The following is a 12,235-nucleotide window of genomic DNA, read 5'->3' on the forward strand; positions in this document are numbered from 1 at the left end:
ACAGCGAAACGGAGCAGGGGCGGATCGACAGCCGGCTGTTTGAGGACATTTACACGGAGGGCTTCGCCGGCGGGCTTGTCTTCACCTGGCAGGACGAGTGGTTCAAACGCACCTGGAACAACATGGACTATGACGATCCCGACCGCCGTCCGTTCTGGTCGAACGCGCAAACGAACGAGCAGCAGTTCGGGCTGCTCAGCTTTGATCCGGGCGCGGACGGCTTTGCGGTTCGCGTGGACGGAGACGCCGGCGAGTGGGAGCGCCTCGGGAACAAGCTGAGCGTACAGCCCGGGGCGGCGGACACAACCGCCGGAGCAAGCGGCTCGGCCGGCGCGATCCGCCTGCTGGAAGCGGCAAGCGACGAGCGCTACTTCTACCTGCGGCTCCAACTGGGAGACGAGGGAGCGGGCCGGGCGCTCGACTGGTCGCAAACGAACGCCACGATTCTGATCGGGTCGGCGGAGAACCAGGGCCAAAGCCGCCTTCCGGGAGGCTCGGGCTGGACCAGCGAAACCGGCATGGATTTTGCCATCGATCTGAAGGGACCGGAAGAATCGGCGGTGTGGGTCGACAGCTATTACGACGTCTTTTCGTTTCAATATGGCAGCGAGCTGGGGCTGATTCCGTTCGATCCGGCCAACGGCAAAAAGGACAACGGTCGGTTCAGCCGCATGTTCCTGGCGTTAAACAAAGCGCTCGCCATTCCGAATCCGAACGGGGAAGCGAAGCAGCTGCCTTTTGAGGCGTACGAAACAGGCAAGCTTCACTTCGGCAACGGCAACCCGGATGCGCCGGATTACGATTCCCTGACGGATGTGGCCTTCGATTCGGCCTCCGGAACGGTTGAAATGCGGATTCCGTGGCAGCTGTTGAACGTCAAGGACCCGAGCCAGCGGAAAATTACGGGCGATTTGTGGACGGACGGCCTTCAGGCCGATGCGTTCACCGAGGGCTTCCGCATCTCCGCGTTCACCTACGACCCGGCCAGCGCCGCCGGGGATCAACCGGGCGGGGCGCGCATTTTCGATTCCCTTCCGCGCGCCCGGGACGGGCGTTTGGCGGCGGACGACCTTCCGCTCTACCAGTGGGCGGCCTGGGAGACGCCGGTTTACAAGGAGCGGCTGAAGAAGTCGTATTATGAATTGCAGGAAACCTACAAAAGATTGAGTGCGGAGGGAACGACCCCATGAAAAAGGTGCTGATTGCCGAAGACGAGCCGGTGCTGCGGATGCTGATCGCCGATACGCTGGAAGAGGAAGGCTATTTGCTGGTGGAAGCGGCGGACGGTCAGGAGGCGCTCGACAAAATCAAGGCGGATGCCTTCGATCTGCTGATCCTGGATTACATGATGCCGCTCATGACCGGAATGGAAGTGATTCTGCAAACCCGGCGGCTTCCGGAGCGAAGCGACGTCAAAATCCTGATGCTGTCCGCCAAAAATCAGGCGGAGGAGCGGGAGCAGGTGCTTCGCTCGGGCGCGGACGGCTTTATGGCCAAGCCCTTCAGCCCGTTCGAGCTGCTGGCAAAGGTGGAGGAGATGCTGAAGTGAGGCTGCTCGCCCGGTTCCGCTTTTTTCGCACAAGCATTACCCGCCGGGTGATCGCTCTGATCACGACGGCTCTGTTTCTCGTACTGTTCGGCGCCGTGTTTATGTTATGGAGCACGCTGAACATCCTGAACCGGTACGACACCCGGACGGAGCAGATCGAGCGCAAGGAAGCGCTCGTCGTGCAGATCGCCGCCCATGCCAACGAAATCATTCTCCGCGCCCGCGGGTATTACGTGTATTTATCGGATTACGAGTACAACCAGATTTTTCTGGAAAAAGAACAGCTGGAGAAAGCGCTGGCGGAAGTCCGGCAGCTGGAATTGACCGCGTCCGAGCAGGAGCTGATGGAAAACATTGAAGCCTTTTTCGCCGATTATTTCGACCGGCTCCTGCCCCAGGCGGTTTCCTTGGCTCAAACAGGAGACTATCCGGCGCTGCGCGAGCTGATTTCCGCCGGGGAGGACAACCCTGTTAACAATTTGATCCGCTACGCGGCGGAATTTGAGCGGCAGGTCCGGCAGCTGGGAGAGGACGAAAACCGCCGGCTGTTCCGCGATTTGTCGGCACAGGGGCTGATTTTTCTGATCTATCTTGTCGCTGTCATGATACTGTTCGGCTTTATTGCCCGGCGGGTTGCAACGGATATCGGAAATCCCCTGCGCCGGCTGACGGAGCAGGCAGGCTCGTTTGCGCGGGGGGAATCTTTTTTGCCGAACGGGGACGGCGACAGGCCCGACGAGATCGGCGAGCTGTCCCGCACCCTGCATCAGATGCGGCGGAGCATTCAGGACAAGGAAGATACGCTGGTGGCGCAAAACGAGGAGCTTCACGCGCAGCAGGATGAACTGCAAATGCAGCAGGAAGAGCTGCAGAACGCGCTGGAGCAGATGGCAAAAAACGAGGCGTACCTTGAGAAGCGCAACCAGCTCATTCAGTCCATATCCAACACGCTCGACAAGAAGGAGCTGCTCTCCGGCATTATTTTTCATCTGGTGGAAATCACGGACTCTGACAAGGGCATGCTGGCAATGCTGCGTCCCGCCGGCGATTACGCCGCCGTGGGCGTTTCGGAGGAAACAGCCGCCCGGTTTATGGAAACCATCGGCGAAGGCCCCGTGCGCCGCGCCTCGGATACCCGAAAACCGTTTCAGCAAATCCGGGAGACGACTCCGGCGGAAAAAGGACTGGACGATCGGCCGCATCCCGCCGGCGATCTGTATGTTCCCGTTCTCGGCTCATCCGGGGAAGCGATCGCCTGCGTGGCGTTGAGCCGCAGCGGCAGCCCTTACAGCGAGCGGGAGCAAAAGGAAATCGCCGGCATGACCGCGCAGGTGACCATTGCCTTCGAGAAGCTGGCTTTGTTTGAACAAAGCGAAGCCCAGCGGCGCCTGTCCAATGACATCCTCAATACCGTGCAGGAGGGCATTCAGCTTCTGGACAACGAGGGCACGACGCTGCACCTGAATTCGCGGATGTTCGAGCTGTTCGGCACGCTGCTTGTCGATCCGCAGCCTCTTGTCGGGCTGGAAGCGTTCAAGCATGTGCTTCGCGAGCATTTGGCGGACCCGGAGCCGGCGATCCGCTTTCTGGAGCAGGCCGGGGAAAGAAGCTCCGGTCATTCTACCAGCCTGGATTATGAAATCTCCGTCCCGGCTCATCTGATCATCCGCATGTACCGGGAGCCGCTCTACCAGAACGGCAAAAGAATCGGCACGCTGCTGGTTCACCGGGATATGACAAAGGAGTATGAAGTGGACCGGATGAAGTCGGAGCTGGTGAGCACCGTCAGCCACGAGTTAAGAACCCCTCTCGCCGGCGTACTGGGCTTCGCCGAGCTGATGCTGAACCGGGAGCTGAAGCCGGAGCGCCAGCGAAAGTACCTGGAAACGATTCATCAGGAGGCGAAGCGGCTCACTAATCTGGTCAACGATTTTCTCGATCTGCAGCGGATGGAGTCGGGCAAGCAGACCTACGGAATGGCGGAGGTAGAACTTGCCTCGCTGGTTTCCGGAGTGGTGGAGGTTACGCGCGCGTCCTCCCCGGACCACCGGTTTCAGTGGGACGGCGGGCCGGACGGAATGACCGTCCGGGGAGACGCCGCCAAGCTTCACCAGGTATTTGCCAATCTGCTGGGCAACGCGGTGAAATATTCGCCCGGCGGAGGCGAAATTACCGTTACCGGCTCCGTTACGAACGACCGCGTCTCCGTTCGTATTGAAGACCGGGGGTTGGGCATCCCCCGGGAGTCCATTCCCCGGCTCTTTCAGAAGTTTTACCGGGTGAACAACACCGACCGGCGGGAGATCGGCGGCACGGGGCTCGGCTTGTCCATTGTAAAGGAAATTATCGAGCGGCATAACGGCCGGGTAGAGGTAGAGTCCGAGCTTGGCAAAGGGAGCGTTTTTACGGTTTCTCTGCCCCGCGCCGGCTCACCCGATTGACGTTAGCTACCAAAGCCGGAACTCGCATATGTCCCGGGCATAACGAATGCCTTTGACGGTGACCGCAGCGGCTTCGACGCGTTCGATAACGCCGCCGGGAGCGATCTGCCGGCCACGCTGCCAAACGGAAACCGGAATTTTGCCCCAGCGGGCGGCGGCCAGATCGGCCGTAGCGGTTAAAGGATCGCCGGGCTTCAGCATGTTGTTTTTTTCCTCCTGTTGCTTGTGGATGGCATAGCGGCGGTTCTCCTGTGGAGAACCGCTTTTTTCAGCATGCCCCTTCGGGCCGCAAACGTTCCGTCCGTTCCCCGCTGCAGGTGAGCTTTCCTTCCATATCCTGCTCGAAAACATGCATTCTTCACGAAAATGCCCTTCCTTTTCGGGGCGGCAAGCCGTAATATAAGGAAGGGATTCCGCCGGGATTGCGGCGGACACACATCAGGAACCAAGGAGAGTGCAAGGTTGCGCTTCAAGGACGTTTTTTCCATCATCGGGCCGGCAATGGTCGGCCCATCCAGCTCCCATACGGCGGGGGCCGCCCGGCTGGGCAGAACAGCCCGGCATTTGTTCGGCGAGCAGCCGGCTTCGGCCGATATCGTTTTGTTCGGTTCCTTTGCGGATACGTACCAGGGACACGGAACCGATTTGGCGCTTGCCGGCGGCCTGCTGGACTTTGCCACCGACGACCCGCGCCTGCCCGATTCCCTTGCACTTGCAGCGGAAGCGGGGATGAGCGTGACGTTCCGCCGGGGAAGCGCGACGGTGGGCCATCCCAACACGGCCAAGCTTACCCTGTCCGGCGGAGACCGGACGCTGAGCGTAACCGGCGCCTCCATCGGCGGCGGCAACATCGAAGTGGTGACGGTGGACGAATTCGCCGTTAAATTCTCGGCCATGTATCCGACGCTGGTCATCTGGCACCGGGACCAGCCGGGCATGATTGCATGTATTTCAAGTGTGCTGATGCAGCACGCTATCAATATCGGCCATATGGCCCTGGACCGCAAAATGCGCAACGGCGACGCGCTGACCGTTATCGAGGCGGACGATTGTTTTTCGGAAGAGCTGATTCGGGAGATTGAGGCGATCGAAGAGGTCCGTCTCGTCAAGAAGGTCGAAATTGGCTCAAACGCCGAACCGGAAGAGGGGCACGAATGAGATTTCGGACATTGCAGGAGCTCGCGGCCTGCTGCGAGCGAGAGAACAAGAGCATTGCGGAGTTGATGCTGGAGGATCAGGCGCAGGAGTCGGGCCGCAGCCCCGAGCGGGAGTTCCGCACCATGGCGGACTATTACCGCATCATGAAGGAAGCGGTGGAGCGGGGGCTGAACGAGGATACCACTTCGCGGAGCGGGTTGACCGGTAACGACGCCCGCCGGGTCATGGGGCGCCTGGAACGCTCGCCGTCTGCGCTCGGAGACGCTTCCGGGCGTGCGATGGCTTATGCGCTCGCGGTTTCGGAGGTCAACGCTTCGATGGGGCGGATCATTGCGACGCCGACCGCGGGCTCGTGCGGCATCATTCCCGGCGTGTTTATCAGCACCCAGGAACGGTTCGGCTGGACGGACGATCATATGGTGCGCGGGTTGTTTGCGGCCGGTGCGATCGGGTACGTGATCGCCAACAATTCCTTTGTCTCGGGCGCGGAAGGCGGCTGCCAGGCGGAGGTCGGCTCCGCGATCGGCATGGCGGCCGGAGCGCTCACCGAGCTTATGGGCGGCTCGCCCGCGCAGGCGGTTCACGCCGTCGGGCTTGCGCTGAAGAACACGCTCGGGCTGATCTGCGATCCGGTAGGCGGCCTGGTGGAGATTCCGTGCATCGTCCGCAACGGCTTCGGCGCGGTCACCGCGCTCGCAGCGGCGGACATGGCGCTGGCGGGCGTCCGCAGCGTGATTCCGTCCGACGAAGTGATTCAGGTCATGTACGACGTGGGCGTATCCATGCCGGAGAAGCACCGGGAGACGGCCAAAGGCGGCCTGGCCCAAACGCCGACCGGCAAAGCCATCATGAATCAGCTGTACCGCAAGGGCAAAAGCGGAACCGACCGGCCGGACGGGGAATAGGCGCGGAGCGGAAAAAACAGCCTGCAGACGAAGCCGGGCTCCGTCCGCAGGCATAGAGAAACGGACATGACCAGCAGTCATGTCCGTTTCTTCTTGCTTGGGGTTTCCCTTTCCGTGTCCGGTGCGGGAAAGCACTTCCTCCGGCCGGCAACCGTCCGGAGGAAGCCGGCATTGAAACGGCATCAGGCCTTGGTAGTGCTCTTCTTTCTTAGAATCCGGTCGTATTGATTGAGCGCGGCGTCCAGCATCTGACTAGCCGTCACCAGGTCGGGATCGGTAAAAGACTTGGTTTCCGCGAGGGCAGCCAACCGGTTTCTCAAGTTTTCAATCTGCCTGATCACTTCGTACATTTCCTGTGACATCCTATCGCTCCCTGTAGCCATTGGCTGCCCACAAGCGTACAAAGTCTTTTCCGGCGGAAATCTATTTCAAGCAGCGCGCCTGCGCGCTGGCGACTGCGTTAACGGAGATTTCGAAGCGAACCGGATTATTCGCTCCTTCCCAATTCGACACTCAGGAATAAATTACCTTTTTCTGTCGAAAATCTTCCGTCCGCCGCCGCAGGTTCGAATGTATTTCCGGGGCAAGCGCTTCGTTTCCTACCGCCGTTTCTTCCGGGAAGCCGCCCAAAACGCCAGTGCGATCAAAGGCAGCGCAATAAACCATGGAAAGACTACCGTTCCGCCCACCATCGTGGAGAATACGGCCAGCGCCAGGATCCCCATCACAATGTAAAATATGCCTCGTCCAAACGTCCCCATCCCGTCACCATCCTTCTGCGTACCTGCCGATCCGTCCTGTATCCGCCAAAGCGAAATCTTTCCGTCTTCCGTTAATCGTTGCGTATGACCAGATAGACAATGAACCCCAATACCGGGAAGAAGAGCGTCCCGATCAATGCCAGCAAGCCGAATTCCCGGCTGCGGCCTCTTCCCACGGCATCCCGGTACACCCAAACGCAAACGGCGATATGAAGCGCAAGCAGGACAAAGCCGATCATCAGCATGCCCAGCAGAAAAGCAAACCCGATCGCCAAGCGAGGTCCCTCCGTTCGTTTTAGCGGTAATACGCAAAGAAACCGGTTCCGTTTCGTTTGGTTTACCATCGCTTGGAAAATTAATGGGAGATGTGGCTATTCTTTGAACCTTTCGAGAGGAAAATACGCCGGAAACGGGATGTTTTGCAAAAACGGGGTAAGTATGCAGAGAGGAAGCCGGGGGACCTGGCAGCAGGTCCCCGCTTTCACAGTCCAATGCGAGTCATACACAAGGAGGATCAACATGAGCAAACGAGTGGAAGGACTGGTTGCCGTCGTGACGGGCGGCGGGTCGGGCATCGGAAAAGCCGCGGCGATCAAGCTGGCCCAGCAGGGCGCAAAAGTTTGCCTGCTGGACCGCACTCCGGAGGAATCGCAAAAAACGGTCGACGAAATCAAGGCCGCGGGCGGAGAAGCGTTCTCGGTGCAAACCGATATTTCACAGCCCGATCAGGTGGAAAAAGGCATCCGGGAAGCCGTGGACCGGTTTGGCCGGCTGGACATTGTTTTCGCCAACGCGGGCATCAACGGGATGTGGGCGCCTATTGAGGAGCTGCCGGTCGAGGAGTGGAACAAAACCATTTCGATCAACCTGGGCGGAACCTTTTTCACGCTTAAATATGCTATCCCGCATCTGAAAAAGAACGGCGGCAGCGTGATCATCACGAGCTCCATCAACGGCAACCGCAAATTCACCAGCTTCGGCGCGAGCGCCTACAGCTCCAGCAAAGCGGGCCAGGTGGCGTTTATGAAAATGGCGGCGCTTGAGCTGGCGCAGTACAAAATCCGCGTCAACTCGATTAATCCCGGCGCCATCGAAACAAACATTGACGAAAATACGGAGAAAACGGACAGCGTCGAGCACATCGCCATTCCGGTCGAATTTCCGGAAGGCTCGCATCCGTTGGAGCAGAAGCCCGGCACCTCCGAGCAGGTGGCCGATCTGGTGCTGTTCCTGGCTTCGGAGGAATCGTCCCACATTACGGGCACGGCCGTTTACATTGACGGCGGGGAATCTCTGTTGATGTAAGGGAGCCGGGTCCGCAATGGGCTTGCGCCGCCGTCTTCACTGCTTGTCCGGCGGCGCGCAAAAGGAGTTAGAGCGCATGCCCAGCCGCGCGGCCAGGCATGCGGCATGAAAGGGGATGTCGCTCCCGGTCGGGAGAGGCGTCCCCTTACTGCTTTGCGGGCGAGGGGGCAAGCAGCTCCATCCAGACGGGATGGATGGCCCTGGGGGCGTGCAAATTGGACATACGTACGATCGGAAACTTATACTGGAAGAAAGCAAAGCGGACGGGTAAGTTTGCCGCATACCCAGAGAGGAGTGGTCGCTGCATGGCTTCTTTTCAATTGCTTGTGGAGGAAGGCCGGGTTTTGCGCGGGGACGTGTTTCCCGCCAGGGAAGAAAGCCGGGGGACGGTTGTCATCTGTCACGGCTTTAAGGGCTTCAAGGATTGGGGCTTCTTTCCGTACCTTGCGGAAAAGCTGTCGGTCTGCTACGACGCGGTTACGTTTAATTTTTCCTATAACGGGGTGGGGGATAACCCGCTGGAATTTAACGAGCTGGACCGGTTCGCCAAGAACACGGGGTCCCGGCAGCTGGAGGACCTGGCGTTTCTGCTTGCCGCTTTGCTGAGGGGAGAGCTTCCGGAAGTGGAAGGAGCGGGAAAGCCGTTGTTTCTTCTGGGCCACAGCCTGGGCGCGGGTGCGGCGCTGCTCCATGCCGCCGAGTTTCCGCAGGCCGTAGCCGGTGTCGTCAGCTGGAACGGAGTGACCGACCTGAACATCTTTTCGGAGCAGGATCAGGCGGAGATGCGCCGGAACGGACGGGCGTACGTCAAGAATGCGCGAACCGGCCAGGACATGCCGCTCGACCGCGAAATTCTGGACGACCTGGAGGCAAACCGTGAACGGTTCGACATCCGCGGCCGCGTCGCCGCGCTGCCGGCCCTGCCGGTCGTGCTGGTGCAGGGCGACCAGGACGGAGAGCGGCTGCGCCGCGGCTCGGAGGCGCTCGTGAAGCTGCGCCCGGACATTCCGTGGCATCTGGTGCCCGGCGGCAACCATACCTTCGGCGCGGTTCACCCGTTTCAAGGGACTACGCCGCAGCTGGAGGAAGCGATTCGCCTGACATTAGCCTGGCTGGACGAACGAAGCTCGTGAAAACGGGCTTCTTTTTGTTTGACCTCGGCGCTTTTATTTATTTTATCTGCTGAATATGCCTACAACCAGGGAAACGGCTGCACCCGTAGAATTCGCCTCTCGGCCCTTTCCGGCGGACCATGTTACTGCCGCAACGAGCACAGGTTATGACAGTCTGCGGGTTTTCTTTGATTACTTGCTGCGGAGAAACGGGCGGGGCAGAACGGTTCAATTGTTGCGACTCGTTCATCTGAAGCATCATCTCGATTAACTCGGAGCGGCCGATAAGCCTTACCTGGTTAGACTCGGCGAGGGTCACGGCTGCTGCGGTATAGTCAGCGTTTGAAACTACCCAGGCTTCCGACGCTCCGTAATGAGCTTTGGAGGCTTGGGCTTCTTGGACGGATTTGATGCCCACGTTCTTGCTGTATCGTTTGGCCTGGACAACTACTTTGCGGTTCCCCTTTTCCAGAATGAGATCGGCGCCGAAGTCTCCTGCCGCTCTTGTAACGTTAGCTTTGTACCCTTGGAATTTGAACAAATGTCCCAGGTAATCCTCGAATTGTACTCCGTCCATCTTGTCGATTTCCTTTATTCCAGAGCGCTTCAATCGTTCTTCGCGCTTGATAGCGGCGAAAATCAACAGGGCAACAAATACACCAATTCCCAGCGCAGTTGCTGCAATAGCCAACTCCATAGACCCGGTTAATTCGTGAGTCCCGAATCCAATAACGAGTACGATTAACCCTAACGCGGCTTTGATCGCTTCGTCTTGCTGCTTCGCTTTGCTTTTCCCTCTGGCCATGGATAACCTCCGTCGCACGATATAAGGAAATATTCGACAAAACGAAGGGGATTCCTGTAACAAATTGCTAAATATATATACTAGGTGGGTGGGAAGCTTTTGTGCTTCTTTGCGGAACCCGCTCTCATGATCTTCGTAAGAAGGAAAAACGATCAGGAAGAGGGGAATGAACGGTGCCGGAAAATGGATATGTTGTTGGATGGGGAACGCTCGCCTTGATTAACGCCGGATTGGCGCAAGGAAAAAATCGCAGCGGCCTGAATAGGTTTCTTTTGTCTATTTTGCTTGGGCCGCTGGCAACCTTGCTGCTTTTGTTTTTGCCAAAGCTTTAGAGGGGGACGGCCAAATTCTAACGGTTGCCAGCGAGCTTATTTTGCTTAAAACGAGACTTTTCAAAATCTAACGGTTGCCACGGAGCTTATTTGGCTCGGAGAGGGAGCGTTTTGGTCTTTCTGGGGCAAATAAGCGCTTCCACAACCGTTAGAAACGGAAACAGGGGTTTTTTGGGCGAATAAGCGCTGTGGCAACCGTTAGCCACCCATGCCCTGGCGGGCACCCCAGGCTATGAAGTTGCGCGCGTTATTTTGAAGGTAGAAACTGGATAGTATTTTATTTGAAACAACTCACTTTGCCTAATCGGCAGGTGGGGTTCTGATAACGGGCCTTTTGTCGCTTCAAATGAAGCTTTTTTACAAGCAAACAAAAAACCCTTACGCTGTAAGGGTTTTTCTCAAGTGATCTGTAGTGGGCTCGAACCACTGACCCCCACCCTGTCAAGATTTCCGCGCCAATTATCCGCGATGATCCAATATGCTCAAATCCTTATGAAATAAGGGTTTATCGGCTGCATAGGTGGGATGCGGTTATCCCCTGTTTCCCCTGATTATTTAGAATTTCGCGCCAAAATTCGCGCCAAATTAAGTCCTTGTGCGGTAGAACATTTCACCGAAAGCGTCAGCCGTTTCCTGTTGCATGTGCGGGACGATGTGGGCATATTTGTCGATCATCTTCACGCTGGACCATCCCAAGCGCTCGGCGATCCGCTTATTGTTTTCTCGCATCTTTAGGAGATAGACAACATGCGTGTGCCTCAGATCGTGGAAACGAATTTTCTTTACGCCAGCTTTTTCGATCAGATTGTAGAAAGATCGGTTCAGGTTACGGGGAGAAAGAGGCGTTCCAAGCGTGGTGCATATCACAAGGCCGTAATCCTGATATATTTCGCCGGCGGCGATCTTCTCCTGTTTGTACCGAGTATGAAGTTTCTTGAGCGCTGCAATGGTCACCTTGTCCACGCCAATCGAACGATTACCGGATTCAGTTTTTGCTCCGGTCTCAAATGATTTCCCGTTGTGGGCGAGAATCTGCTGAATTGAAATTGATCGGCTGTCGAAGTCTACATCTCTCCAACGAAGCCCCAATATCTCGCCCTGCCTCATACCAGTTGTTAAGGCGAGCAGGAAGGCGTGATAATAGCGATCTCCCTGGGCGGTTTTGAGGAAGGTCTGTACCTCCTCATCGTCCCAAAAAAGCATTTCCTTTTTCCGTGCACTCGGACGATCTACAACCGCAGCCGGATTCTTGGAGAGCATGTCCCACGATACGGCCTTATTCAGGGATTCGTTTATGAGGGTGTGAACCTTCTGGATGTTTTCGTCGGAGAGGCTTTCATTCTCAAAGAGCGTGTTATACAAGTCTTGAATCATACGAGGTGCGATCTTAGAAATTTCATTTTCTCCAAGGTGTGGGATTATGTGATTGTTAACCAGTCCGGAATAGGTTTCAAGCGTCCGGGCTTTTACCTTTGTCCGCTTGTCCTTCAAGTAATCGCCCAGGAAATCCTTATACTTCACCTTTGATGGCTCCACATAGGTCCCTTTGTTGACTTCGCTCTGAAATGCGACCATGGCAGCCTCGGCAGCCTTCTTTGTTTTAAATCCCCGCTTCTTCTTCTTTTTGTATTTACCGTTATCAGTGTAGTTAACTTCGAAGAACCAAGGATTGACATTTGCGCTCTCATCCTTATAAACAGGCATGTGACTCCTCCTCGAATGATCCCCATCCTTTCTTGCATTGTAAAATAAAGGTACGGAAGAAGCAACGGGAATTATACGGGATAACAGAATGCACAAAGAAATAACGCAAGATAATTAAAGGAAAAGCATAAACCATTTTGTTAAGCATGAGGTATATTTATAT

13 protein-coding genes are annotated in these 12,235 nt (G+C 57.0%); 7 read left to right on the plus strand and 6 right to left on the minus strand.

Annotated elements, in window-relative coordinates; translation table 11 throughout:
• Positions 1-1,186: 1,186 nt before the first annotated feature.
• Complete coding sequence (locus AC6I6H_RS01160; protein WP_497949817.1) at positions 1,187-1,549, plus strand: response regulator transcription factor; 363 nt, start codon at positions 1,187-1,189, stop codon at positions 1,547-1,549.
• Complete coding sequence (locus AC6I6H_RS01165) at positions 1,546-3,990, plus strand: ATP-binding protein (RefSeq protein ID WP_497949819.1); 2,445 nt, start codon at positions 1,546-1,548, stop codon at positions 3,988-3,990. Before AC6I6H_RS01160 ends, AC6I6H_RS01165 begins: the two co-directional genes overlap by 4 nt.
• 6 nt (positions 3,991-3,996) lie before the next feature.
• Here the strand turns inward: AC6I6H_RS01165 and AC6I6H_RS01170 are convergent, their stop codons facing one another.
• Positions 3,997-4,191, minus strand: coding sequence for a hypothetical protein (locus AC6I6H_RS01170; RefSeq protein WP_497949824.1), 195 nt, complete (start codon positions 4,189-4,191; stop codon positions 3,997-3,999).
• 261 nt (positions 4,192-4,452) lie between these two features.
• On the opposite strand from AC6I6H_RS01170, the gene sdaAB reads away from it, so the two are divergent.
• Positions 4,453-5,148: an L-serine ammonia-lyase, iron-sulfur-dependent subunit beta gene (gene sdaAB, locus AC6I6H_RS01175; RefSeq protein WP_497949829.1), complete on the plus strand. Its 696-nt coding sequence runs from the start codon at positions 4,453-4,455 to the stop codon at positions 5,146-5,148.
• Positions 5,145-6,053 carry an L-serine ammonia-lyase, iron-sulfur-dependent, subunit alpha gene (sdaAA, locus tag AC6I6H_RS01180; RefSeq protein ID WP_497949834.1) on the plus strand — a complete coding sequence of 303 codons (909 nt, stop codon included), beginning with the start codon at positions 5,145-5,147 and terminating at the stop codon, positions 6,051-6,053. The genes sdaAB and sdaAA overlap by 4 nt, the downstream gene beginning before the upstream one ends.
• Positions 6,054-6,235: 182 nt before the next feature.
• Here the strand turns inward: sdaAA and AC6I6H_RS01185 are convergent, their stop codons facing one another.
• The 3 genes from AC6I6H_RS01185 to AC6I6H_RS01195 form a co-directional block, all read right to left on the minus strand.
• A complete protein-coding gene (locus tag AC6I6H_RS01185; protein WP_497949837.1) occupies positions 6,236-6,403 on the minus strand; it encodes a Spo0E family sporulation regulatory protein-aspartic acid phosphatase in 168 nt (55 codons plus the stop codon).
• A gap of 249 nt (positions 6,404-6,652) precedes the next feature.
• Positions 6,653-6,814, minus strand: coding sequence for a hypothetical protein (locus tag AC6I6H_RS01190; protein WP_497949840.1), 162 nt, complete (start codon positions 6,812-6,814; stop codon positions 6,653-6,655).
• A gap of 71 nt (positions 6,815-6,885) precedes the next feature.
• Positions 6,886-7,089, minus strand: a complete 204-nt coding sequence (locus AC6I6H_RS01195; protein ID WP_497949845.1) for a hypothetical protein — start codon at positions 7,087-7,089, stop codon at positions 6,886-6,888.
• A 244-nt stretch (positions 7,090-7,333) separates the two neighbouring features.
• Between AC6I6H_RS01195 and AC6I6H_RS01200 the strand changes: the two genes are divergently transcribed.
• Positions 7,334-8,119: an SDR family oxidoreductase gene (locus tag AC6I6H_RS01200; RefSeq protein ID WP_497949847.1), complete on the plus strand. Its 786-nt coding sequence runs from the start codon at positions 7,334-7,336 to the stop codon at positions 8,117-8,119.
• 305 nt (positions 8,120-8,424) lie between these two features.
• Positions 8,425-9,252: an alpha/beta hydrolase family protein gene (locus AC6I6H_RS01205; protein ID WP_497949852.1), complete on the plus strand. Its 828-nt coding sequence runs from the start codon at positions 8,425-8,427 to the stop codon at positions 9,250-9,252.
• Between the two features lie 37 nt (positions 9,253-9,289).
• Here the strand turns inward: AC6I6H_RS01205 and AC6I6H_RS01210 are convergent, their stop codons facing one another.
• Positions 9,290-10,036, minus strand: coding sequence for a restriction endonuclease (locus tag AC6I6H_RS01210; protein ID WP_497949857.1), 747 nt, complete (start codon positions 10,034-10,036; stop codon positions 9,290-9,292).
• Positions 10,037-10,209: 173 nt separating this feature from the next.
• Between AC6I6H_RS01210 and AC6I6H_RS01215 the strand changes: the two genes are divergently transcribed.
• The gene (locus tag AC6I6H_RS01215; protein WP_497949862.1) at positions 10,210-10,368 is read left to right on the plus strand and encodes a hypothetical protein; all 159 of its coding nucleotides are present in this window, start codon (positions 10,210-10,212) and stop codon (positions 10,366-10,368) included.
• A 585-nt stretch (positions 10,369-10,953) separates the two neighbouring features.
• Here AC6I6H_RS01215 and AC6I6H_RS01220 read toward each other — a convergent pair.
• Positions 10,954-12,072, minus strand: coding sequence for a tyrosine-type recombinase/integrase (locus AC6I6H_RS01220; protein WP_497949867.1), 1,119 nt, complete (start codon positions 12,070-12,072; stop codon positions 10,954-10,956).
• Between the last annotated feature and the right edge of the window lie 163 nt (positions 12,073-12,235).

It is taken from the genome of Gorillibacterium sp. sgz306347 (genome assembly GCF_059735245.1).